Source organism: Erwinia sp. (genome assembly GCF_049696395.1).
In the GTDB taxonomy this organism is placed as follows: domain Bacteria; phylum Pseudomonadota; class Gammaproteobacteria; order Enterobacterales; family Enterobacteriaceae; genus Erwinia.
In genome coordinates, this window is sequence record NZ_JBAVTT010000086.1 from 11,780 (window position 1) to 35,289 (window position 23,510).

Below are 23,510 nucleotides of genomic sequence, written 5' to 3' on the forward strand. Positions count from 1 at the left end.
TAAGGATCTAGTGTGTTAATTATTATTGGGTATATCCTGGTACTCGGGTCGGTGTTGGGGGGCTACGCGATGGTAGGCGGCCACCTTGGCGTTCTCTATCAACCTTCAGAAGTGTTGATCATTGGCGGCGCTGGCCTGGGTGCCTTTATCGTCGGCAATAATGGCAAAGCCATAAAAGCCACCCTGAAATCGTTGCCGTTATTAATGCGAGGCTCCAAATATAACAAAGCCGTTTATATGGATTTAATGGCGTTGCTGTATCGCATTATGGCCAAATCCCGCCAGCAGGGCATGTTGTCACTCGAAGCGGATATTGAAAGTCCGCAGGAAAGTGAAATTTTCGCTAATTACCCGCGCATCCTTGCCGATAAAAGATTGGTGGACTTCATTACCGACTATTTGCGACTGATGGTCAGCGGCAATATGAACGCCTTTGAGATCGAGGCGCTGATGGATGAAGAGATTGAAACCTACGAACATGAATGCGAAGTCCCGGCAACGGCACTGCAAACGGTAGGCGATTCTCTTCCCGCTTTCGGCATCGTGGCGGCGGTAATGGGTGTGGTACATACGCTGGCTTCAGCCGATCGCCCGGCAGCAGAGTTAGGGGCATCGGTAGCTCACGCGATGGTAGGAACCTTCCTGGGCATTTTACTGGCCTACGGATTTATCTCTCCATTGTCCGGGGTTTTACGCCAGAAATGTGCCGAGACCACCAAGATGATGCAGTGCATCAAAGTGACGTTGCTCTCCAGCCTGAATGGCTATGCGCCGCAGATCGCAGTTGAGTTTGGTCGTAAGACGCTTTACTCAACCGACCGACCGTCGTTTACCGAGTTGGAGGAGCATGTCCGTAACGCAAAATCACCAGCGAAACAGACTTCAGACCAGGACGCATGACGCATGAAGCATAACAATCACCCCATTATTCTGGTTAAGAAAAAGAAGCATAAAAGACATGAGGGCGGTCACGGCTCATGGAAGATTGCCTATGCCGACTTTATGACCGCGATGATGGCCTTCTTCATGGTGATGTGGCTGCTTTCAATCTCTAACCCTCAGGAATTGGTGCAGATTGCCGATTACTTTAAAACGCCGTTAAAAGTGGCGTTGACCGGGGGATCGAAGAGTAGCGAAAGCATCAGCGTCATTCCTGGCGGTGGTGAAGACCCTACTCAGAAATCGGGCGAGGTTCACAAGGTTGTCAATATGGACGCGCAGAAACGCAAGCTGGATGAAATCCGCCTTAATCGTCTGCGTGAAAAGCTCGACCAGTTGATTGAAGCGGATCCAAGGCTGAAAGCCCTGCGCCCACATTTGATCATCAATATGGTGGAAGAGGGGCTGCGCATCCAAATTATCGACAGTGAAAACCGGCCGATGTTTAAAACCGGTCGTGCGGAAGTAGAGCCTTATATGCGCGATATCTTACGAGCTATTGCGCCGGTCCTGAACGATATACCGAACAAAATCAGCCTTGCCGGCCATACCGATGATTTTCAGTATGCCAACGGTGACCGCGGATACAGTAACTGGGAACTGTCAGCCGATCGTGCTAACGCCTCAAGGCGTGAACTGGTGAGCGGCGGGCTGGATGGCGGCAAGATGCTGCGTGTTGTCGGAATGGCCGACACCATGAGATTAAAAAACCGCGGCGCGGATGATGCAGTAAACCGTCGAATCAGTCTGCTGGTGTTGAACCATGACACCGAAAAGCAGATTGAGAAAGAAAACTCGGAGAGCGACGCGATGCAAATCAGCGACAGCGATCCAGGCAGTCTTAAAGAAATAGTCGCACCGGCGATACCGTCCGATGCCACAAAAAAACCAGACCCTCAACCCCCAGTGGCTGGGCAGGCAGGCGACCAGGTAACCCCGAGAGCATTCGCTCCGGCTCATCCGGCACCGGCGGCTCAGACCGATCGCGACTCACAGCAGAGGTGATCCCGTGAGCATGGATATTAGCGATTTTTATCAAACGTTTTTCGATGAAGCCGATGAACTGTTGGCCGACATGGAACAACACCTGCTGGGGTTAGACCCACAGGAACCGGATTCGGAGCAGCTTAACGCTATCTTCCGTGCAGCCCACTCGATTAAAGGCGGGGCGGGTACCTTTGGTTTCACTGTATTACAGGAAACCACGCATATTCTGGAAAATATTCTCGACGGCGCTCGTCGCGGCGAAATGCAGCTGAGCACCGATATCATCAACCTGTTTTTGGAAACCAAAGATATTATGCAAGAACAGCTGGATGCCTATAAAACCGCCACGGAACCCAATGCCGCGACGTTTGAATACATCTGTCAGGCCCTGCGCCAGTTGGCTCTTGAAGCCAAAGGTGAAGTGATTGAGCCACCAAAAACGCTGGCCGAAGCGGCGAATGCGCCGGTTGCTGCCGCAGGCTTGAGACTGGCTTTGGTGGACCTGAAAGCTTCAGAAATTCCGTTGATGCTGGAAGAACTGGGGAATCTGGGCACGGTTTCTGATGTGGTTAAAGGTGAGACGTCGGTTGAAGTGACCCTTGATTCTTCCGTTGATCAGGATGACATCGTAGCGGTGCTCTGTTTTGTGATTGAAGAATCGCAGATCAAATTCCTGACTACTGCCGCTGCACCACAGGCCGCCGAGCCAGTGGTTGAAGGGGTTGCAGAAGAGCCGATTTCACTGGCCACGGTGACCGATATCACCCCAGTGAAACGTGAAGCCCCGAAAAAAGCCGCAGCGAAAGCCAGCGAATCGACCAGTATCCGCGTAGCCGTAGAGAAAGTGGACCAGCTGATTAACCTGGTGGGCGAGTTGGTGATCACTCAGTCAATGCTGGCTCAGCGTTCGGGTGAACTGGACCCGGTAGCCCACGGTGAACTGCTGAACAGCATGGGGCAGTTAGAACGTAACGCCCGTGACCTGCAGGAATCGGTGATGTCCATCCGTATGATGCCGATGGAATATGTGTTCAGCCGCTTCCCACGTCTGGTGCGCGATTTAGCCAGCAAGCTGGGTAAAGAAGTCGAGCTGACCTTACAGGGCAGTTCGACTGAGCTGGATAAGAGCCTGATTGAACGCATTATTGACCCGTTAACTCACCTGGTGCGTAACAGCCTGGATCACGGTATTGAAACACCTGAGAAACGGGTTGGCGCAGGCAAAAAGGCGGTCGGTAATTTGACCCTTTCTGCGGAACATCAGGGTGGCAACATCTGCATCGAAGTGGTGGATGACGGTGCCGGTCTGAACCGTGAACGTATCCTCGCGAAAGCCCTCTCTTCTGGCCTGCCGGTCAGCGAGTCGATGAGCGATGAAGAAGTCGGCATGCTGATCTTCGCCCCAGGCTTCTCCACGGCTGAGCAGGTGACTGACGTCTCTGGTCGCGGTGTGGGCATGGACGTGGTGAAACGAAATATTCAGGAGATGGGCGGTCACGTCGAAATCTCTTCAAAGCAGGGCAAAGGCACCACCATTCGTATTTTGCTGCCACTGACGCTGGCGATCCTCGACGGCATGTCCGTTCGGGTGGCTAACGAAGTGTTCATTTTGCCGCTGAACGCGGTAATGGAATCGCTGCAACCGCTGGCAGACGATCTGCATCCGCTGGCCGGTGGCGAGCGCGTGCTGGAAGTGCGTGGCGAATACCTGCCGCTGGTTGAGTTGTGGAACGTGTTCGATGTGCAGGGCGCAAAAACGGAAGCCACTCAGGGCATTGTGGTGATCCTGCAGAGCGCCGGAAAACGGTATGCCATGTTGGTCGACCAGCTGATTGGTCAGCACCAGGTGGTGGTTAAAAATCTGGAAAGCAACTACCGCAAAGTGCCGGGGATCTCGGCAGCAACCATCCTGGGTGATGGCAGCGTGGCGCTGATTGTCGACGTATCGGCTCTGCAGTCTCTCAACCGTGAAAAGCGTGTGGCGGGAGCCGCAGCCTGACTTTAACCGATTAAGGGTAGAATTATGAATGGAATGGCAACTGTCTCTAAACTCACTGGCGAAACCGTAGGTCAGGAGTTCCTGGTGTTTACGCTGGGTGACGAAGAGTACGGCATTGATATTTTGAAAGTGCAGGAGATCCGCGGTTACGATCAGGTTACCCGTATCGCCAACACACCTTCCTTTATCAAAGGTGTGACTAACCTGCGCGGCGTTATCGTGCCTATTATCGACCTGCGCATTAAGTTTGCTCAGTCTGATGTTGGCTATAACGAAAACACCGTAGTCATTGTGTTGAATCTGGAACAGCGCGTGGTCGGGATCGTGGTGGATGGCGTCTCTGACGTGCTGTCATTGACTACCGATCAGATCCGTCCTTCTCCGGAGTTTGCGGTGACGATGTCTACCGAATATCTGACCGGCCTGGGTGCGCTGGGCGATCGTATGTTGATCCTGGTCGATATCGAAAAGCTGCTGAACAGCGAAGAGATGGCGTTGGTCGACGTGCTGCGTAGCGCCTGATAACCGTTGTTTTTCCTGTTGAAAAAGGGCCGTGCGCACACCGCATGGCCCTTTTTTTAGTTACAATATTATTTGGTCTTTGTTTTATAAAGCAAAATAAATCCCCGCTAAATATCTTTCTCACAACATAAAGTATGGCCCTGAAAAGCCGATAGATCCGGTGTTGTCATTACTTTTACACACCAAGGGTTCTCTATGTTCACACGCATTAAAGTTGTCACCAGTCTTCTGCTGGTCCTGCTGGTTTTTGGCTCACTGCAGCTGATCTCTGGCGGCCTGTTTATTCGCGCGCTGACCAGCGACAAAGAAAGTTTCTCTATTGCTCAGAATTCCAGTGACAACGTGGCGGCGCTGACCGACGCGTGGATTGCACTGAACCAGACTCGTATCACCCTGAACCGCGGCATGTTGCGCCTGCAGAGTGAAACGGCTGACAGCATCAACAGTGCTTCGCTGACCGGGATTTCCGACCAGGGGAAAAAACTGCTGGCGGATGCCGATAAAGCCTACGCGGTGTACCAGTCCATTCCAAATACCAAAGGCATCGATCCGAAAGTGGTCGAATCCCTTGAACAAAACTATGTGATCTATTCCAAAGCGTTGGCAACCATGCTGGATCTGATGCAGAGCAAGCAGCTGCCGGAAATGTTCAAACTGAACATTGAACAGAAGCAAATTGAGATGCAGCAGGCTTATACCCTGTGGCGCACAGCACTGAATGAAATCACCGTGAAGGGCGTTCAGGCCAATGAAGCGGCTTACGTCAAAATGCTGTGGGTGATCGGGACGGTAATGGTGCTGGTTCTGGCACTGATTGCCTTGTGCTGGATCGGCTTACGTAAAATTCTGATTACGCCACTGCAGACCAACATTGCCCATATCAGCCATATTGCGGGCGGCGACCTGACGCACACCATCGAAGTAGAAGGCCGTAACGAAATGGCTCAGCTGGCTACCAGCCTGCTGGAGATGCAGCAGTCACTGGTGCGGACGGTAAGCGACGTGCGCGACGGTTCAGATGCTATCTATACCGGTGCCAGTGAAATTGCCGCTGGGAATAACGACCTCTCTGCCCGTACTGAACAGCAGGCTGCCTCACTGGAACAAACCGCTGCCAGCATGGAACAGCTGACCGCAACGGTGAAGCAGAACGCCGAAAACGCCCGTCAGGCTTCTCAGCTGGCCCTCAGCGCTTCTGAAACTGCCCTGAAAGGCGGAAAAGTGGTGGATGGCGTAGTGAAAACCATGAGTGATATTGCCGGTAGTTCGAAGAAAATTGCCGACATTACCAGCGTGATCGACGGTATTGCTTTCCAGACCAATATCCTGGCCCTCAACGCCGCAGTAGAAGCTGCCCGTGCTGGTGAGCAAGGACGTGGCTTTGCCGTGGTCGCTGGTGAAGTACGTAACCTGGCACAACGGAGTGCTCAGGCCGCCAAAGAGATCAAAGGGCTGATTGAAGACTCTGTAGCCAGAGTGGACAGCGGCACCCAGTTGGTCGGTACGGCGGGCGAAACCATGGCCGATATCGTCAGTGCGGTCACCCGCGTGACGGACATCATGGGCGAAATCGCTTCTGCCTCCGATGAGCAGAGCAAAGGTATCGACCAGGTTGGCACCGCAGTCACCGAGATGGATCGCGTAACCCAGCAGAATGCCTCGCTGGTGGAAGAGTCTGCAACCGCAGCTGCCGCACTGGAAGATCAGGCCAGCCGTCTGACTCAGGCCGTAGCGGTGTTCCGCGTGCGTAAGGAGCAGGGTTTTAAACCCGCAGCCAAAGCAGCAACGGCAAAACGTGCTGCTCAGCCGGCTGCCCGTAAAGCCACCGCGCCGGTCGCCTCAGACAGTAACTGGGAAACTTTTTAATCCCTCCTCACCAGTAAAAATGCCGTCATAAGATTATCCGCTGAGCGATCGGCGGATAACTGCATAAAGATCCCAGCCCCTGTGCCGATAACAGTGCCAATTGTGTCCCTTCCTGAGGTAGTCATGTTCAAGCGTATAAAGGTTGTTACCGGCCTGGTCAGCGTCCTGGTGCTGTTTGCGTTGCTGCAGTTTGGCACCGGCGGTTTGTTTTTCCAGACGGTCAAAAATGACAAAGATAATTTTGCTTTTAACCAACGTCTGCGGGTGTTGCAGCAGTCAATGGGGACGTCCTGGGTCTCTTTGGTTCAGGCACGTAATACGTTGAACCGTGCGGGCATTCGTTATCTGCAGGATGCCAATCAGATGGGATCGGGTGCCACGGTAAAAGAGCTGCTGGTGCTGGCACAGAAAGAGTTGGATGTGGCCGACAAATCGCTGGCAGTGTTCAATGCCAACCTGTCTGAAAAAGGCAAAACGGCGGAAAACGTCAAACAGCTTCACGATGGCTATCAGCAGCTGCACGATGCGCTTGAGCAGCTGATTGTGATGATGCAGACCGGCAAGTTCACTGACTTCATCGCTCAGCCGACCCAGAGCTATCAAAACCAGTTTGAAAAAACCTACAACGAGTGGCTGGAAACTAACAACCAGCTGACCGCGAAGGGAACGGAAGCCAATCAAACAGCTTATGAGCACACCTTATGGCTGCTGCTGGCCGTGTTGATTATCTCCCTGGCGGTGATTGCGCTGGCCTGGAGCGGCATCTACACCATCCTGCTGCGTCCTTTAAAAACCAATATCGAGCATATCCGTCATATCGCCAGCGGCGACCTGACGCAGTCTATCGAGTCAGAAGGGCGCAATGAAATGACCCAGCTGGCAGACAGCCTGAGAGAGATGCAGCAGTCACTGGTTCGGACGGTAAGCGATGTTCGTGATGGTTCCGATGCCATTTATACCGGTGCCAGCGAGATCTCCGCAGGCAATAACGATCTCTCTTCCCGTACCGAGCAGCAGGCTGCCTCGCTGGAGCAAACCGCTGCCAGTATGGAACAGCTGACCGCAACGGTGAAGCAGAACGCCGAGAACGCCCGTCAGGCTTCTCAGTTAGCCCTCAGCGCGTCAGAAACGGCGCAGAAAGGCGGAAAAGTGGTGGATGGCGTGGTGAAAACCATGAACGACATCGCCGGAAGCTCGAAGAAAATTGCTGACATCACCAGCGTGATCGACGGTATTGCCTTCCAGACTAATATCCTGGCCCTGAACGCCGCCGTGGAAGCGGCCCGTGCCGGTGAACAGGGTCGTGGCTTCGCCGTGGTTGCTGGTGAAGTCCGTAACCTGGCCCAGCGCAGTGCGCAGGCAGCGAAAGAGATTAAAGGACTGATCGAAGACTCGGTTGCTCGCGTGGATACCGGCTCTGTGCTGGTAGAGAGCGCAGGCGAAACCATGGCGGACATCGTCAGCGCGGTCACCCGCGTGACCGACATCATGGGCGAAATCGCCTCTGCCTCTGATGAGCAGAGCAAAGGCATCGACCAGGTTGGCACCGCTGTCACCGAGATGGACCGCGTGACACAGCAGAACGCCTCGCTGGTAGAAGAGTCTGCAGCGGCGGCGGCTGCACTGGAAGAACAGGCCAGCAGACTGACTCAGGCTGTCGCCGTATTCAGAATCCGTAAAGAAAATGCCATCCAGGCCGTTAATAGCAGTAAGGCAAATAAAAACCCGCTGTTGATGCCTGCCGCCGCCCCGCGTAAAGCGCTGGCCGCGCCGACATCTAACGACAATTGGGAAACTTTCTAACCGTATTTTTTGCCGTCCGCTTTGGGCGGCAAAACCTGGAGGCTTTGATGGTCAGTCGTATGCGTATCTCTACCGCCATTTTTCTGCTGTTAGGGCTGTTCTGCGTGATGCAGATTGTGGGTAACGGATTGTCTTTTAACTCTTTCCGCCTTGATGCCCGTAATTTGCAGAATGTGGAAATAAGCAGTAACCAGCGTGAAGCTTTAGGCGAAACCTGGGCGGCATTATTGAGCGCTCGCGTCACCTTAAGCCGCGCCGGCACTCGTGCGGCATTGAGTTTACCCCGCGACCAGGTAACAAGTTTGATGGCAAAGGCTCAGGAAGATCTGAATGCTGCCGATAACGCTTTTAAGAGATTTAATGCAATTCAGGAATCAACGCCTGCGGGCGGGGATCTGAAAAAGTCGATGAATGCGGCCTATGACGTTTACGCCCACGAACTTTCTCAGCTGATTGCTTACTTACAGAACTATCAGTTGCAGGATTTCCTCGACTCGCCCACTCAGGGCAAGCAGGACAAGTTCCAGGTTCAGTACAACAGGTGGATGACCCACATTGATGTTCTGCGTGAACACGCAAACCAGGCTGGGGAAGGGTTTTATGCCCAGTCGAAGATTATTTTTATCGTGGCAGTGGTGCTTTGTTTGTTGGTGACACTGAGCGGTATCTGGTGGGTGCGCAATGCGGTTATCGCCCCTTTATCCAGAATGCGTAGCCATTTTGAGCGCATCGCCTCCGGCAACCTGGGCGGCACTATTGAGACTGAAGGGCGCAATGAACTCAGCCAGCTGTTTGTCAGCCTGAAGGCGATGCAGCACTCGCTGGCAGAAACGGTAAGCAGCGTGCGTGATGGCACCAACGCCATGCATACCGGCATCCGTGAGATTGCTTCCGGTAACAATGATTTGTCTGCCCGTACTGAGCAGCAGGCCGCCTCACTGGCCGAAACCGCTGCCAGCATGGAGCAGTTGACTGCCACCGTTACCGGCAACGCCGAAAACGCCCGTCAGGCTTCTCAGCTGGCGAAAGAGGCCTCAACCACCGCCCATAAAGGCGGCCAGTTGACCGGTAAAGTGGTCACCACCATGAGTGAGATTGCCAACAGCTCGAAGAAAATTGGCGATATCACCGGCGTTATCGACGGCATCGCGTTCCAGACCAATATTCTGGCGCTGAATGCCGCAGTGGAAGCCGCACGAGCTGGAGAACAGGGCAGAGGGTTTGCCGTGGTAGCCGGAGAAGTTCGCAACCTGGCGCAGCGTAGCGCGCAGGCAGCAAAAGAGATTAAAGCGCTGATTGAAGCCTCGGTGGACCGCGTTGATCAGGGTGCCGTGCTGGTCGCTTCAGCAGGCGAAACGATGGAAGAGATTGTGCAGTCGGTGACTCGCGTTAACGACATCATGGGCGAAATAGCTTCGGCTTCTGATGAACAGCGCCGCGGTATTGAACAGGTTGCACAGGCAGTCAGCCAGATGGATCAGGTAACACAACAGAATGCCGCGCTGGTAGAGGAAGCGGCAGCAGCCACCGAAGCCCTTGAAGCGCAAGCCGACCATCTGACGGGCACAGTGACTAAATTCTCACTGGACGCAGAAGGCTCGACCGGTCATCCGAACGGCATACAGGGAATATAGCTGTGTTTTACCCCCTTAATCCGTACGTTGCAGGGTAGCCTTACATGAAAAAATCGACGTTGTTAGCCCCGCAGGAGAACACCACGCTGCTGTCCCAGATGGTTCAGCGCCTGCCGTTATCCGATACGCACTTTAAGCGTATCAGTCAGTTGATTTACCAGCGTGCTGGCATCGTTCTCGCCGACCACAAGCGAGAAATGGTTTACAACCGGCTGGTCCGCCGGTTGCGAATGTTAGGTATCGATGATTTTGGTCGTTACCTGGCGCTGCTGGAGAGTGATTCCAACAGCCCGGAGTGGCAGGCGTTTATTAACTCGCTGACCACCAACCTGACGGCATTTTTCCGTGAGGCGCACCACTTCCCGATTTTGGCCGAACACGCCAAAAAACGGGCTGGAAGTTTTAACGTGTGGTGTGCGGCGGCCTCAACGGGCGAAGAGCCGTACTCCATCGCCATGACGCTGGCCGAAACGCTGGGCGCAGGTCCGGGAAAATTCCAGGTCCATGCCAGCGACATTGATACCCAGGTGCTGGAGAAGGCGCTGACCGGTGTTTATCGCCAGGAAGAACTGCGCACGCTGTCACCACAGCAGCTGCAGCGTTTCTTCTTCCGGGGAACCGGCCCGCATTCAGGCATGGTGAGAGTCCGACCTGAGCTGGCGAACACGATTACCTATGCTCAGCTCAATCTGCTGGGCAATGAGTGGGCGTTGCCAGGCCCGTTCGACGCTATTTTTTGCCGTAATGTGATGATCTATTTCGATAAAGAAACGCAGGAAAAGATTTTACGGCGTTTTGTCTCGATGCTGAAACCCGGCGGGATCCTGTTCGCTGGTCACTCCGAGAACTTTAGCCAGATCAGTAAAGAGTTCTATCTGCGCGGACAGACGGTCTACGGACTGACTAAGGAAAGATAATGAAAAAAATCAGAGTGTTATGCGTTGATGATTCCGCATTGATGAGACAGCTGATGACCGAAATCATTAACAGCCATGCAGATATGGAGATGGTGGCTTCGGCACCGGACCCTTTAGTGGCAAGGGACATGATCAAAGAATTTAACCCGGACGTGCTGACGCTGGATGTGGAAATGCCGCGGATGGACGGCCTGGATTTTCTCGAAAAGCTGATGCGCCTGCGGCCGATGCCGGTGGTTATGGTCTCATCACTGACCGGGAAAGGCTCTGAAGTGACCCTGCGTGCGCTGGAGTTAGGCGCCGTGGATTTCGTGACTAAGCCTTCGCTGGGGATCCGTGAAGGGATGCTGGCATACAGCCAGATGATTGCCGATAAAGTTCGCGCGGCTTCCAGGGCAAAACTGCATACGCGCGGGCCACAACCTGCACCAGCGATGCTGAAGGCCGGTCCGCTGCTAAGCAGTGAAAAGTTGATAGCCATTGGCGCCTCTACCGGTGGAACGGAAGCGATTCGCCATGTGCTGCAGCCGTTACCGGCAACCAGTCCGGCACTGTTGATTACTCAGCATATGCCACCAGGCTTTACCCGTTCTTTTGCGGAGCGGCTGAACAAGCTCTGCCAGATCACGGTGAAAGAAGCGGAAGACGGTGAGCGTATCCTGCCTGGTCATGCTTACATCGCCCCGGGTGCCATGCATCTGGAGCTGGTGCGAAGCGGGGCTAACTACCAGGTCAAACTGAATGAAGGGCCGCCGGTTAATCGTCATAAACCGTCGGTGGACGTGTTGTTTAAGTCGGTGGCGCAGTATGCCGGTCGTAACGCCGTAGGGGTGATTCTTACGGGGATGGGTAACGATGGCGCGGCCGGTTTGCTGGCGATGAACAAGGCAGGTGCCTGGACCATCGCTCAGAATGAAGCAAGTTGTGTGGTATTTGGCATGCCAAGAGAGGCAATTGCCCTCGGGGGAGCCAGTGAAGTGGTGGATCTTCACCAGATCAGTCAGCACATGCTGACCAAAATTAGCGCCGGACAGGCATTACGTATTTAACGCAGCGCCCGTCCAGCGGGCTACAAAAAAAACGGGAGTGAGTATGGTTGATAAAAATATGCGGTTTCTGGTGGTCGACGACTTCAACACGATGCGTCGTATCGTCCGTAACCTCCTGAAAGAACTCGGCTTCAACAACGTTGAAGAAGCTGAAGATGGTGTGGATGCGCTGCACAAGCTGCGTGCGGGTGGATTTGATTTCGTGGTGTCTGACTGGAACATGCCAAACATGGACGGTCTGGAACTGCTGAAGACCATTCGTGCCGATGCAGGCATGGCAAAGCTACCGGTGTTGATGGTAACGGCTGAAGCCAAAAAAGAGAATATTATTGCGGCTGCTCAGGCTGGTGCCAGCGGCTATGTCGTTAAACCTTTTACAGCAGCGACCCTTGAAGAGAAGTTAGGCAAGATCTTCGAAAAGCTGGGTATGTAAGGAGCCGAGATGAGCACACTTCCGACACCAAATGTTGATGCGGCTTCGGCCAATGACATTATCTCCCGAATTGGTTCGCTGACGCGGATGTTGCGCGACAGCCTGCGTGAATTGGGACTGGATCAAGCTATTGCTGAAGCGGCGGAAGCAATTCCAGATGCCCGCGACCGCCTGGATTACGTAGTGCAAATGACCGCTCAGGCGGCAGAACGCGCGCTGAACTGTGTGGAAGCTTCACAACCACGTCAGACGTTGATGGAAGATGGAGCGAAGGCGCTGAAAGGCCGTTGGGATGCGTGGTTTGAGAATCCCGTCGAACTGGCGGACGCCCGCTCTCTGGTTTCGGATACCCGTGGTTATCTGGATTCCGTCCCTGAACACACGGCGTTCACCAACGCCCAGTTGATGGAAATCATGATGGCGCAGGATTTCCAGGACCTGACCGGTCAGGTGATCAAGCGCATGATGGATGTGATCCAGGAAATTGAGCGCCAGCTGTTGATGGTGCTGCTGGATAACATGCCAGAACAGGCCGCCCGTCCGAAGAAGGATGTGGACAGTTTGCTCAATGGTCCGCAGATCAACGGTACCGCGCCTGGCGTGGTAGCGAACCAGGATCAGGTGGACGACTTGCTGGACAGCCTCGGGTTTTAAGCTTGTCTGTGACAGGAGCTGGCGCCCGCCAGCTCCTGCTATTTTTACCATCCCGCAAATAACCCCCATTTTACGCGTTTACTCGCGGCATTATCCCTGCGCCAATTTGGCATGCTGGCACCTGAAATTCCGTATTGAAGGTGAGCTGCCGTGTCCGGAGACAGCGAAGAGGAAAAGACCGAATCCGCAACCCCCCACCGAATAGAAAAAGCACGAGAAGAAGGGCAAATTCCGCGTTCGCGCGAGCTGACTTCTGTGCTGATGTTGGTGGCGGGACTGAGTATTTTGTGGGTTACCGGGGCATCAATGGCACGAAAGGTCGGTGCACTGCTGGCCGATGGGCTCAAATTCAATCATTCCGTGGTCAGTGATACCAGCCAGATGCTGCATCTGTTGGGCAACCTGGTGCAGCAGGGCATTTTCTCGCTGATCCCAATGATGGGTGGCCTGGTGCTGGTAGCCATTGCTGCCCCTATGCTGCTCGGCGGCGTGGTGATCAGCGGCAAAGCGATCAAGTTTGATGTTGGCAAAATGAACCCGATTAAAGGCATCGGCAAATTGTTCTCCGGGCAGACCGCCGCAGAACTCCTTAAGTCGGTGCTGAAGGCGATTCTGGTTGGCTGCGTGACCTGGCTTTATATCAGCCATCACTGGCCGGATATGCTGCGATTGATCAGCGAGTCGCCTTATAACGCTTTAGCCAACTCGCTGAATATGATTGCGATGTGCAGCGTGCTGGTGGTGTTTGGCCTGTCGCCGATGGTGCTGTTTGACGTGTTCTGGCAGCTGTACAGCTACTTCAAGAACCTGCGTATGACGCACCAGGATATTCGCGACGAGCACAAGCAGCAGGAAGGTGACCCGCACGTTAAGGGTCGAATTCGTCAGCAGATGCGCGCCGCAGCCCGCCGACGCATGATGGCAGATGTGCCAAAGGCGGATGTGATCGTCACTAACCCGACGCACTATTCCGTGGCCTTACAGTACGACGAACGCAAGATGAGCGCGCCGAAAGTGGTGGCGAAAGGGGCCGGAGACATTGCCCTGCGTATCCGTGAGTTAGGAAAAGAGCACCGCATTCCGATTTTAGAAGCACCGCCGCTGGCGCGTGCCTTATACCGACACAGTGAAATTGGTCAGCATATTCCGGGAACGTTATATGCCGCCGTTGCAGAAGTGTTGGCCTGGGTATGGCAACTCCGTCGCTGGAAGCTGGAGGGTGGCCTTGCCCCGAAAAAACCTGATAATTTAACAGTCCCGGAAGGACTGGATATTGTCATAAGAGATGAAGACTGATGGCGAATCTGGCCGCATTATTACGGTTACCGAATTTTAAAGATACCCAATGGCAGGTGATGGCCGGGCCGGTATTGATTCTGATGATCCTGTCGATGATGGTGCTGCCATTGCCGCCTTTCATTCTGGATCTACTGTTTACCTTTAATATTGCGCTGTCGATCATGGTGCTTCTGGTGGCGATGTTCACCCGGCAGACGCTGGAATTCGCCGCTTTCCCGACTATCTTGCTGTTCTCTACGTTACTGCGTCTGGCGCTGAACGTCGCCTCAACCCGTATCATTCTGATGGAAGGCCACACTGGCGCCGGGGCTGCAGGGCAGGTAGTTGAAGCCTTCGGTCACTTCCTGGTGGGCGGCAACTTCGCCATCGGTATCGTGGTGTTTATCATCCTCGTGATCATCAACTTTATGGTTATCACCAAAGGTGCTGGCCGTATCGCCGAAGTAGGCGCGCGTTTTGTGCTTGATGGGATGCCCGGTAAACAGATGGCGATCGATGCCGACCTGAACGCCGGCCTGATCGGTGAAGAAGAAGCGAAAAAACGCCGTTCAGATGTCACCCAGGAAGCGGACTTCTACGGTTCGATGGACGGTGCGAGTAAGTTCGTTCGTGGTGATGCCATCGCCGGGATCATGATCATGGTGATCAACGTGGTCGGCGGCCTGTTAGTGGGGGTTATCCAGCACGGCATGGACGTGGGACACGCTGCAGAAAGCTACACGCTGTTGACCATCGGTGACGGCCTCGTGGCTCAGATCCCTGCGTTGGTTATCTCTACAGCGGCTGGTGTGATCGTGACCCGCGTGGGAACCGACCAGGACGTGGGCGAGCAGATGGTGACCCAGCTGTTCAAAAACCCTCGTGTAATGATGCTGAGTGCCGGTGTATTGGGCCTGTTGGGCCTGGTGCCGGGCATGCCAAACCTGGTGTTCCTGATGTTTACCGCCGCCTTACTGGGTCTGGCCTGGTATCTGCGCGGCAGAGAGAATAAGCCGAAAGCGGCACCGGCGGCGCCGACCAAACAGATTGAAGCCTCTTCCAATACCGAAGCGTCCTGGGGCGATGTGCAGCTGGAAGACTCGCTGGGGATGGAAGTGGGTTACCGCCTGATCCCGATGGTTGACCATCAGCAGGATGGCGAACTGCTTGGCCGTATCCGCAGCATCCGTAAAAAATTCGCTCAGGAGATGGGTTTCCTGCCGCCGGTGGTGCATATCCGTGACAACATGGATCTGCCGCCAGCGCGTTACCGTATTCTGATGAAAGGTGTGGAAATTGGCAGTGGCGATGCCTATCCTGGCCGCTGGATGGCGATCAACCCTGGCACCGCCGCGGGAAGCTTGCCTGGTGAACCTACGGTCGATCCGGCGTTTGGCCTTGCCGCCACCTGGATTGACAGTGCGCTGAAAGAGCAGGCGCAAATTCAGGGCTTTACGGTGGTGGAAGCCAGTACCGTGGTAGCCACGCATTTAAACCACCTGATTGGTCAGTACGCCAGCGAGCTGTTTGGTCGCCAGGAGTCACAACAGCTGCTGGACCGTGTCACTCAGGAGATGCCGAAGCTAACGGAAGATTTAATCCCTGGCGTCATCACGCTGACCACGCTGCATAAAGTGCTGCAAAATCTGCTGGCAGAGCGCGTTTCGATCCGCGATATGCGCACCATTATCGAGACGCTGGCTGAACATGCCGCGGTGCAAAGCGATCCGCATGAGCTGACGTCTGTGGTTCGTGTTGCCTTGGGCAGGGCAATCACTCAGCAGTGGTTCCCGGGGACTGGCGAAGTGCAGGTGATTGGTCTGGACACCACGCTTGAGCGTCTGTTGCTGCAGGCCTTGCAGGGCGGCGGCGGACTGGAACCTGGTCTGGCTGACCGTCTGATGGCTCAGGCTCAGGGCGCGCTGGATCATCAGGAGTCATTAGGCGCACCGCCGGTGCTGCTGGTTAACCATCCTCTGCGCGCCTTGCTGGCTCGCTTCCTGCGCCGCAATATGCCGCAGCTGATGGTGATTTCTAATCTGGAGCTTAGCGACAACCGGAATATCCGCATGACGTCTACCATTGGAGGCCACTGATGAAAGCGCTGTTGCTGCTGCTCTGTATGCCTGGTTTTGCCATGGCTGCCGGAGGTGCCTGGCAAGCCAGTTCCATCGGGCCTGGCCTGCAAAATCGCGGTATGCAGGCGTCCTCGCCAGCGCTGACAGCCTCTGAAAGCGTTGAAGGATCGATAACTGAAGTGGCCTGGCGTTATGTGGTCAACGGCCCGGTGCCTTCTGGAATGAGGGTGCATCTGTGTGCCGAAACCCGCTGTGTTGAGCTGGACGGTGCCAGTGGCGCGACCAAAGGGTTGAGTAATCTTGCGGCCAACCAGAGCCTGCATTTTGTGTATGGCGTGCAGGGGAAGGGCAGATTGCACAAAGATCTGCGGGTGATCAGTAATCAAGTGATGGTTAACTATCACTGATCTCATCGCTCAGGATCGAAAAAGGGGACGAATCGCTTCGTCCCCTTTTTTATTGCCACCGAAGGCAGAATTACATTTTTTCTACGGTATCAATACCCAGCGTATCCAGACCCTGTTTCAGGGTTTTTGCCGTCAACAGCGCCAGTTTCAGGCGGCTCTGTTTAGTGGCCTCATCATTTGCGGCCAGAATCGGGCAATGCTCATAGAAACCGGAGAACAGGCCAGCCAGGTCGTACAGATAAGCACACATGACGTGTGGCGTGCCGTCACGGGCAACCTGAGTGATGGTTTCTTCAAACTGCAGCAGGCGAACAGCAAGCGCTGCTTCACGATCTTCAACGATCTGCGCGTTGCCAGTTACGCCGGACTCATCAATTCCTGCTTTACGGAACACCGATAACACGCGCGTATAAGCATACTGCATATAAGGTGCGGTGTTGCCTTCAAAGGCCAGCATGTTGTCCCAGTCAAAGATGTAATCCGTGGTGCGGCTCTTGGAGAGGTCAGCATACTTAATAGCGCCAATACCCACGCTATTAGCCAGCGCTTTCAGCTCATCCGCTGGCATATCCGGGTTCTTCTCGCTAACCAGCCTGGTTGCGCGCTCTACCGCTTCATCCAACAGATCGGACAGTTTGATGGTACCGCCTGCACGGGTTTTGAACGGCTTACCGTCTTTGCCCAGCATCATCCCGAAGGCATGGTGCTCTAAAGGCACAGACTCAGGCACATAACCGGCTTTGCGAACGATGGTCCATGCCTGCATCAGATGCTGATGCTGGCGGGAGTCAATGTAGTACAGAACGCGGTCGGCCTTCAGGGTTTCATAGCGGTATTTAGCACAGGCGATGTCGGTGGTGGTGTAGAGGTAGCCGCCATCCTTCTTCCTGATGATCACGCCCATCGGGTCGCCATCTTTGTTCTTGTACTCGTCAAGGAACACCACGGTGGCGCCTTCACTTTCCACCGCCAGACCTTTTGCCTGCAGATCGGCCACGATACCCGGCAGCATATCGTTGTACAGGCTTTCACCCATCACATCTTTGCGGGTCAGCGTGACGTTCATGCGGTCGTAGATGAGCTGGTTTTGCGACATGGTGATGTCGACCAGCTTCTTCCACATAGTGCGGCAGTATTCATCGCCACCCTGCAACTTAACGACATAAGCTCGGGCACGCTCAGCGAACTCAGGATCTTCATCGTAAGTGCGTTTCGCTTCGCGGTAGAAGACTTCCAGGTCGGCCAGCGCATGCTCTTCGTGATGCTCGTTCTGCTGCTTTTCCAGGAAGGCAATCAGCATACCGAACTGGGTTCCCCAGTCACCTACGTGGTTAGCACGGATGATGTTGTGGCCCAGGAACTCAAGGGTACGAACGGCGGCATCACCAATAATGGTGGAGCGTACGTGACCGACGTGCATCTCTTTAGCCACGTTGGGCGCGGAGTAGTCGATAACGATGGTCTGAGGAGTGACTGGGGTAACGCCCAGACGCGGAGCGGCAGTCACGCTGTCAATCTGAGCGGACAACCACTGTTTGTCCAGGAACAGGTTGATGAAGCCCGGCCCGGCAATCTCTACTTTGCTGGCAATCCCGGTCAAATCGAGATGCTTAAGGACGTCTTCTGCCAGTTGTCGGGGAGCCATTTTCAGCGTCTTGGCAACCGCCATGATGCCGTTAGCCTGGTAGTCACCAAACTGGACTTTAGCTGACTGTCTTACCTGCGCTTCGCAATCAGCAGGAGCGCCTGCTGCGATCATCGCCTGACTGACTTTTTCTGAGAGAAGAGCCTGAATATTCACCGGGTTACCTTATATGCTAAAAAGCCTGCATCTGTGCAGACCATCATGCTGAACGAAGCCAGGCAACAGAGTAACCTGTTGACCCCTGGCACCGTTAAAAAAGAAGGGGAAAAGTATACTGCATTTCAGGCTGAGTTATCCAGGAACCTGATCATCGGCTGGCAAAGCGAGGGCGGCGGGAAACAGTGCTGTGTCTGTTCCCCGCCAAAGTCTTTAAGAACGGCGACGGGCTGCGCGGTGAGGGCGGTGTGGGCTGGCAATGGTATTTTTATCATTACTTACCTTCCAATGGCGGGCCAGAGCAAACCCCATCATCGCAATCAGCACTGCAACTAAAATATACATAAGCATTTTGCTTTTTCCTTGTGTGAGGGTGGGAACAAATCTATAAGAATCCACAATACCCTACAACGCCCCGGCCGGGATTTAGGAATAGTCGCATTGTATAAATTTAACTAAACTAAAACAGAAAGTTAAATGGGCTTTTATAAAAATTAGACTGGCCTTAAACCAGCGGGAATTGAGTGTTTTTGATAAAAAGCGTTATTTTTTGGCACATTAATCACTAAAATGACGGTATTCATAACTAAGGCTGGTCCGGTAATAAGACCTGACCTTAAAGCAATCATTAACTAAATTACAGTGAGAAGCGCGAATGGCCCTGTTTACAGGTAAAAATGCAGAAGAATTAAACGATTTATCTAATGATTTACCCCGTTTTTTACACTCCCTTTACCAATTAGCGGATCGATTAGGATTGGATTTAACGGCGCTGGAAGTGGACCATATAGCCGTACGTTGCCATCAAAACACCACCGCAGAGCGCTGGAAATCTGGCTTTATGCAGCATGGCGTGCTGTTTTCCGAAAAGGAAATAAACGGACGTCCTGTGGCCCTTTTTGAACTGGAGTCGCCGCTGACGGTTGGGCCCTGGAAGATAAGCGTTGTTGAACTACCCTGGCCAGGAAATCGCCTGTATCGCCACGAAGGATGGGAACATGTAGAAGTGGTGATCAGGGGAGAGGTGGAAGATCTTGGCTCACGCGCACTGGCGCTTTGCTCAGATGAAGGGCTGATTCAGCAGGGAATTTCGATCAAAAGCAGTGCGCCAAAGGGCGAGGGTGAACGTTTACCCAATCCCACTCTGGCGATCACCGACGGTACCGTGACGATCAAGTTCCATCCCTGGAGCCTGAAAGAGGTAGTGGAAAGCGAATTATGAAAGATTGCTACGGGGGAGTGTTCGCACGGCACTTTCCATGCGTCGGATCGCTTCAAAGATAAAATCGCGTGGGCAACCGAAGTTCAGGCGAACGAAGCCGTCGTCGCCAAAGTCACGGCCTGGTGAGAAGCCCAGTCCGTGGCGTTCAAAGAACAGCGCCGGGCTGGCGGTTTTTAGCTGGCTGGCATCAATCCACGCCAGATAGGTGGCTTCCGGTGCCACCATCGACAGGCCGGGGATAGCATTGACACGTTTGGTCAGCAGGTCGCGGGTTTCCCGCAGGTAAGTCAGTTGCTCATCCAGCCAGGGTTGCCCGTCACGCCAGGCCGCGGTGGCAGCAACATAGGCCAGAATATCCACGCTCGGAACCAGCCCCTGACGCTGCTTTGAGAAACGCTTACGCAACTCTTTGTCAGGAATGATCGCCATCGACGCGCCCAGTCCGGCAATGTTAAAGCTCTTGGAAGGGGAGATCAGCGTAATTGAGCGTTGCTCTGCATCCTCATTGAGACTGGCAAAGGGAATATGCTTCGCGCCGGGCTCCAGCAGCAGGTCACAGTGGATCTCATCAGAACAGACAATCAAATTGTGACGCTGGGCAAACTTTAACTGCTCCAGCAACTCTTCACGACGGTAGACCGTGCCGCCTGGGTTTTGAGGATTGCAAAGCATCAGCAATGTCTCATTACCAGTCATCTGTGGCGCTAAAGAAGCCAGGTCCATGACCCAACGCTGCTCTTCAAGACGCAGCTGAGCATTGAGCTGAGTGCGGTTAGCATTGGCCGCAGCAGAACGGAAGGGAGGATAGATCGGGGTTGGGGCTACCGTTCCCTGATGCGGTTCAGTAAAAGCCCGCACCGCAAGATTTAAACCGGTTACCACGCCAGGCAGGAAAACCAGCCATTCAGGTTTTATCGCCCACTGATACCTTTCAGCCATCCGCTCGACAATAAGCTCAATCAGGTCTGAGGGCGGGTTGCCATACCCAAAAACGCCATGCTCAACACGCTGCTGTAGCGCATCGATAATACACTGCGGTGAACGGAAGTCGGTGTCGGCTACCCAAAGCGGGAGGATATCCTGATCACCATATTTCTGCCATTTAAGGCTATCGCTGTGACGGCGATCGATCCGTTCATTAAAATTGGATGCCATGTTAGTGATTCCCGTTAATATTAATCCTAGGTTCTTGAGTCAGACTAAACATCTGGAAAGATTTACACAACCAGCCAGCAGTCATTAACAGGAGGATGGGATGCTAAAACTGGAAGTATGCTGCTATGGAGTCGATTGTGCTTTAACGGCTGAACAAGCCGGAGCCGATCGGGTTGAGTTATGTGCTGCACCGGCAGAAGGTGGCTTAACCCCTTCAGCTGGCTGTCTTAAAGTTGCACGTGACGTTCTGACGTTGCCCGTCCACCCCATTGTTCGCCCGCGTGGCGGAGATTTTTGCTTCACGGCTAGCGAATTTAATGAGATAAAATCAGATATCGCGTTGATTCGCGAACTCGGTTTTCCCGGCTTAGTGGTCGGCGTTCTGGATGTTGATGGTCATATTGACCTGCCGAGGATGAAACAGATCATGGCGCTGTGTGAGGGCATGGCAGTGACCTTCCATCGGGCCTTTGATCTTTGCCACAGCCCGCTGATGGCTCTGCAACAGTTGACCGATTTGGGCGTAGCCAGGATCCTTACATCAGGACAGCAGCAAAGTGCCGAAAGCGGATTAGCCTTGCTCAAGGAACTAAACAGGATGACGCGCGGTCCTATCATTATGGCTGGGGCCGGTGTTCGCCTCGGCAATTTGCAGAAGTTCATCGATGCCGGTCTGAGCGAAGTTCACAGCTCTGCCAGCCAGAGAGTCGCCTCTCCGATGCGCTACCGTAAAGCCGGTGTCTCTATGAGTTCTGTGGCAGAAAACGATGAATTCAGTCGCACCTGTGTGGACAGTGATATGGTTGAAGCGATGAAAGTCGCTCTGTCACTAAGTTCCCCGGTGAGAGTTGCCTGACCCCGATTTTGCCGCGCAGCACGCCACTAAACGACGTGATGTTTGCAAGTACCAAGCCCCATCATTTTGGTGGGGCTTTTTTTCACCCTAAACTGCCCGCAAGGCAGGAATTCCTTTTACACTTACGCTATTCCCTTCCTCTTTGACGAGATTGTTCATGAAAATCATCATGCTGGGCGCAGGGTGTTTTATGTGTTGGGCAGGCGTATCTGGAGCCGTTTATGCCGCAGAGAGCTGTCCTGCACAGGCTAAACAGATTAACGACAGCAACAGTCTGGTGCTGCTGGGAGGCACTGCCAAAGGGCCAGTCAAGCAGGTGGTGGTCGGCGAGTTTGGCAAAGATGTGAATCAGCAGAAGCGGATCCTCGGCCAGTTTGACCGTTGTGGCTCGTTGTTGAGAGCGGATATCAGCTATGACAAGAGCGAAGGCAACATGATGCTGAGGATGGTGCAGAATATCGCCCGGAACAACAGTGGCTGGCAGTCGGTGTATGACATGTCGGTGTTTGTGATAAAAGAAGGTCAACCTGTCGAAGTGAATCGCAAGCAGGGCACCGTGAATTATCTGATCAGCAACAAGGGCATTATTACCAGTTCAACGGATGCCTTTTTACTGAAGGGCGAGAAAGGCTTTACGGAAACCACCAACAGCTTTGACTCACGCCTGCGGTTGATAAAAAGCGTGGCCAGAGGATCTGACGAGCAGGCTAACGGTGAGTTCCGTTATAAGTGGAACAGCAAGAACCAGCTGGTGAACTCCAGCTCGGAAAACAGCAAAATGAGCTGGTCGTATGATAAGCAGGATCGCGAGCAGCGGCTGCTAACGCTGACTCACTCAGCCAGCAGTGAGATGACTTCTGTCGATGAGTGTCAGCTTTGGGACGAGCAGGGGAACTGTACGTTGAGCTACTCCCATGAGAAGGAAGTCTTCCCGCAGGGCGAGATCAGCCGACATATCAGCGCTGCGTACCGCTTTGAATACTGGGAGCAGTAGCGGCAGGAACGAACAGAGCCACTGGAAAGGATTGATTGTTTGCAGGGGGTCGCTAGAATATGAATTTCCTGTTCAGGAGCTTTCATGACCGCCTCATTACTCACTTTTCTGTTTGCTATTATCATTTTGACGCTCACACCTGGTTTCGATACTGCCCTGATCCTGCGGACATCTGCGGCTAACGGCTGGAAAAAAGCGCTGACCACAGGCATGGGAATCAATGCCGGTTGTCTGGCATGGGGAGCGGCTGTTGGGCTGGGATTGGGTGCGCTATTGCTGGCCTCGGAGATGGCATACAACCTGCTTAAGCTGGTGGGTGCAGCCTATTTATTGTGGTTAGGCGTGGGATTATTGCTCAAGCCGCGAACCAGTTTTCACTCAGATATGCCGGTGAGTAAAAAACAGAGCGGCTATGGTGCTGTTTTTATGCGCGGCTTTTTGGGCAATATGTTAAATCCGAAGGTTGGTGTATTTTACGTTTCTTTCCTGCCTCAGTTCATTCCAGCAGGCGGATCTGTTGCTTTGTGGAGTATTGGGCTAGCGTTTATTCATGTAGTGGTTGGTACGATGTGGAGCGGGGTCTTGATTGCTTCGACGCATTATTTTGCCGAAAAACTGCGCCGCCCGTCAGTGATGAAGGTAATGGATCGCCTGACCGGATGTGTGTTCATCGGGTTTGCCGCAAAGCTGGCGCTGTCCCGGCGGTAACGTTGAGAACGGATGCTCCTTTCAGGACGTAAGTCGTCTGGATGCTCTGGTGGCCAAGTTAGAGTCAAGTAAGCGCTGTTGGATCGTAAGTTGGCTGGCTGCTCTGGTGGCAGGTCAGGGAGAGAGAGTTGAACATAAAGACGCCGTGAACCCATCCGTGGGGGCTCAGCTGCGACGTCCATGTCGCAGATGCTTTACTTATCAACTC

The 23,510-nt window shown here is 53.8% G+C and carries 21 protein-coding genes; 18 read left to right on the forward strand and 3 right to left on the reverse strand.

Annotation, left to right across the window (positions count from 1 at the left end):
• The first annotated feature begins 12 nt into the window (after positions 1–12).
• The 14 genes from motA to flhE all read left to right on the forward strand — a co-directional run bounded on the left by motA (position 13) and on the right by flhE (position 16,566).
• Positions 13–900 (forward strand): flagellar motor stator protein MotA, encoded by an 888-nt coding sequence (gene motA, locus WCC56_RS10945; protein WP_424692398.1) that lies wholly within the window; start codon positions 13–15, stop codon positions 898–900.
• 3 nt (positions 901–903) lie between these two features.
• Positions 904–1,944, forward strand: coding sequence for a flagellar motor protein MotB (gene motB / locus WCC56_RS10950; protein ID WP_424692399.1), 1,041 nt, complete (start codon positions 904–906; stop codon positions 1,942–1,944).
• 10 nt (positions 1,945–1,954) lie between these two features.
• Positions 1,955–3,925 (forward strand): chemotaxis protein CheA, encoded by a 1,971-nt coding sequence (cheA, locus tag WCC56_RS10955; RefSeq protein ID WP_424692417.1) that lies wholly within the window; start codon positions 1,955–1,957, stop codon positions 3,923–3,925.
• Between the two features lie 24 nt (positions 3,926–3,949).
• The gene (gene cheW, locus WCC56_RS10960) at positions 3,950–4,447 is read left to right on the forward strand and encodes a chemotaxis protein CheW (RefSeq protein WP_424692400.1); all 498 of its coding nucleotides are present in this window, start codon (positions 3,950–3,952) and stop codon (positions 4,445–4,447) included.
• A 195-nt stretch (positions 4,448–4,642) separates the two neighbouring features.
• The gene (locus WCC56_RS10965; protein ID WP_424692401.1) at positions 4,643–6,313 is read left to right on the forward strand and encodes a methyl-accepting chemotaxis protein; all 1,671 of its coding nucleotides are present in this window, start codon (positions 4,643–4,645) and stop codon (positions 6,311–6,313) included.
• A 123-nt stretch (positions 6,314–6,436) separates the two neighbouring features.
• Positions 6,437–8,116: a methyl-accepting chemotaxis protein gene (locus WCC56_RS10970; protein ID WP_424692402.1), complete on the forward strand. Its 1,680-nt coding sequence runs from the start codon at positions 6,437–6,439 to the stop codon at positions 8,114–8,116.
• Positions 8,117–8,163: 47 nt separating this feature from the next.
• Positions 8,164–9,750, forward strand: a complete 1,587-nt coding sequence (locus tag WCC56_RS10975; protein WP_424692403.1) for a methyl-accepting chemotaxis protein — start codon at positions 8,164–8,166, stop codon at positions 9,748–9,750.
• Positions 9,751–9,794: 44 nt separating this feature from the next.
• Positions 9,795–10,667, forward strand: a complete 873-nt coding sequence (gene cheR / locus WCC56_RS10980) for a protein-glutamate O-methyltransferase CheR (RefSeq protein WP_424692404.1) — start codon at positions 9,795–9,797, stop codon at positions 10,665–10,667.
• Positions 10,667–11,716 (forward strand): protein-glutamate methylesterase/protein-glutamine glutaminase, encoded by a 1,050-nt coding sequence (locus tag WCC56_RS10985; RefSeq protein ID WP_424692405.1) that lies wholly within the window; start codon positions 10,667–10,669, stop codon positions 11,714–11,716. Before cheR ends, WCC56_RS10985 begins: the two co-directional genes overlap by 1 nt.
• 43 nt (positions 11,717–11,759) lie before the next feature.
• Positions 11,760–12,149 (forward strand): chemotaxis response regulator CheY, encoded by a 390-nt coding sequence (cheY, locus tag WCC56_RS10990; protein ID WP_151037197.1) that lies wholly within the window; start codon positions 11,760–11,762, stop codon positions 12,147–12,149.
• Positions 12,150–12,158: 9 nt separating this feature from the next.
• Positions 12,159–12,803 (forward strand): protein phosphatase CheZ, encoded by a 645-nt coding sequence (gene cheZ / locus WCC56_RS10995; RefSeq protein WP_424692406.1) that lies wholly within the window; start codon positions 12,159–12,161, stop codon positions 12,801–12,803.
• A gap of 150 nt (positions 12,804–12,953) precedes the next feature.
• Complete coding sequence (gene flhB, locus WCC56_RS11000; RefSeq protein WP_424692407.1) at positions 12,954–14,099, forward strand: flagellar biosynthesis protein FlhB; 1,146 nt, start codon at positions 12,954–12,956, stop codon at positions 14,097–14,099.
• Entirely contained in the window at positions 14,099–16,177 is a 2,079-nt protein-coding gene (gene flhA, locus WCC56_RS11005) for a flagellar biosynthesis protein FlhA (RefSeq protein WP_424692408.1), read from the forward strand. Before flhB ends, flhA begins: the two co-directional genes overlap by 1 nt.
• Positions 16,177–16,566 (forward strand): flagellar protein FlhE, encoded by a 390-nt coding sequence (gene flhE / locus WCC56_RS11010; RefSeq protein WP_424692409.1) that lies wholly within the window; start codon positions 16,177–16,179, stop codon positions 16,564–16,566. The genes flhA and flhE overlap by 1 nt, the downstream gene beginning before the upstream one ends.
• 70 nt (positions 16,567–16,636) lie before the next feature.
• Here flhE and argS read toward each other — a convergent pair whose 3' ends face one another.
• Positions 16,637–18,367 (reverse strand): arginine--tRNA ligase, encoded by a 1,731-nt coding sequence (gene argS / locus WCC56_RS11015; protein WP_424692410.1) that lies wholly within the window; start codon positions 18,365–18,367, stop codon positions 16,637–16,639.
• 213 nt (positions 18,368–18,580) lie between these two features.
• Positions 18,581–18,718 (reverse strand): hypothetical protein, encoded by a 138-nt coding sequence (locus tag WCC56_RS11020; RefSeq protein WP_424692411.1) that lies wholly within the window; start codon positions 18,716–18,718, stop codon positions 18,581–18,583.
• A 304-nt stretch (positions 18,719–19,022) separates the two neighbouring features.
• On the opposite strand from WCC56_RS11020, the gene WCC56_RS11025 reads away from it, so the two are divergent.
• Positions 19,023–19,589: a VOC family protein gene (locus WCC56_RS11025; RefSeq protein WP_424692412.1), complete on the forward strand. Its 567-nt coding sequence runs from the start codon at positions 19,023–19,025 to the stop codon at positions 19,587–19,589.
• Here WCC56_RS11025 and WCC56_RS11030 read toward each other — a convergent pair.
• Complete coding sequence (locus WCC56_RS11030; RefSeq protein ID WP_424692413.1) at positions 19,584–20,744, reverse strand: MalY/PatB family protein; 1,161 nt, start codon at positions 20,742–20,744, stop codon at positions 19,584–19,586. The genes WCC56_RS11025 and WCC56_RS11030 overlap by 6 nt on opposite strands.
• A gap of 100 nt (positions 20,745–20,844) precedes the next feature.
• Between WCC56_RS11030 and cutC the strand changes: the two genes are divergently transcribed.
• From cutC to WCC56_RS11045, 3 genes are all read left to right on the forward strand, one after another.
• A complete protein-coding gene (gene cutC / locus WCC56_RS11035) occupies positions 20,845–21,600 on the forward strand; it encodes a copper homeostasis protein CutC (protein WP_424692414.1) in 756 nt (251 codons plus the stop codon).
• Between the two features lie 157 nt (positions 21,601–21,757).
• A complete protein-coding gene (locus WCC56_RS11040) occupies positions 21,758–22,594 on the forward strand; it encodes a hypothetical protein (RefSeq protein ID WP_424692415.1) in 837 nt (278 codons plus the stop codon).
• A gap of 84 nt (positions 22,595–22,678) precedes the next feature.
• Positions 22,679–23,302 carry a LysE family translocator gene (locus WCC56_RS11045; RefSeq protein ID WP_424692416.1) on the forward strand — a complete coding sequence of 208 codons (624 nt, stop codon included), beginning with the start codon at positions 22,679–22,681 and terminating at the stop codon, positions 23,300–23,302.
• Positions 23,303–23,510 lie beyond the last annotated feature (208 nt).

Coding starts and splice junctions, on each gene's coding strand:
- WCC56_RS10965 (WP_424692401.1), top strand. CDS start 4,643: ATGTTCACACGCATTAAAGTTGTCACCAGTCTTCTGCTGGTCCTGCTG.
- cheW (WP_424692400.1), top strand. CDS start 3,950: ATGAATGGAATGGCAACTGTCTCTAAACTCACTGGCGAAACCGTAGGT.
- WCC56_RS11040 (WP_424692415.1), top strand. CDS start 21,758: ATGAAAATCATCATGCTGGGCGCAGGGTGTTTTATGTGTTGGGCAGGC.
- WCC56_RS11025 (WP_424692412.1), top strand. CDS start 19,023: ATGGCCCTGTTTACAGGTAAAAATGCAGAAGAATTAAACGATTTATCT.
- flhA (WP_424692408.1), top strand. CDS start 14,099: ATGGCGAATCTGGCCGCATTATTACGGTTACCGAATTTTAAAGATACC.
- WCC56_RS11045 (WP_424692416.1), top strand. CDS start 22,679: ATGACCGCCTCATTACTCACTTTTCTGTTTGCTATTATCATTTTGACG.
- WCC56_RS10975 (WP_424692403.1), top strand. CDS start 8,164: ATGGTCAGTCGTATGCGTATCTCTACCGCCATTTTTCTGCTGTTAGGG.
- flhE (WP_424692409.1), top strand. CDS start 16,177: ATGAAAGCGCTGTTGCTGCTGCTCTGTATGCCTGGTTTTGCCATGGCT.
- WCC56_RS10985 (WP_424692405.1), top strand. CDS start 10,667: ATGAAAAAAATCAGAGTGTTATGCGTTGATGATTCCGCATTGATGAGA.
- motB (WP_424692399.1), top strand. CDS start 904: ATGAAGCATAACAATCACCCCATTATTCTGGTTAAGAAAAAGAAGCAT.
- WCC56_RS11020 (WP_424692411.1), bottom strand. CDS start 18,718: ATGCTTATGTATATTTTAGTTGCAGTGCTGATTGCGATGATGGGGTTT.
- cutC (WP_424692414.1), top strand. CDS start 20,845: ATGCTAAAACTGGAAGTATGCTGCTATGGAGTCGATTGTGCTTTAACG.
- WCC56_RS11030 (WP_424692413.1), bottom strand. CDS start 20,744: ATGGCATCCAATTTTAATGAACGGATCGATCGCCGTCACAGCGATAGC.
- cheZ (WP_424692406.1), top strand. CDS start 12,159: ATGAGCACACTTCCGACACCAAATGTTGATGCGGCTTCGGCCAATGAC.
- cheA (WP_424692417.1), top strand. CDS start 1,955: ATGGATATTAGCGATTTTTATCAAACGTTTTTCGATGAAGCCGATGAA.
- WCC56_RS10970 (WP_424692402.1), top strand. CDS start 6,437: ATGTTCAAGCGTATAAAGGTTGTTACCGGCCTGGTCAGCGTCCTGGTG.
- cheR (WP_424692404.1), top strand. CDS start 9,795: ATGAAAAAATCGACGTTGTTAGCCCCGCAGGAGAACACCACGCTGCTG.
- cheY (WP_151037197.1), top strand. CDS start 11,760: ATGGTTGATAAAAATATGCGGTTTCTGGTGGTCGACGACTTCAACACG.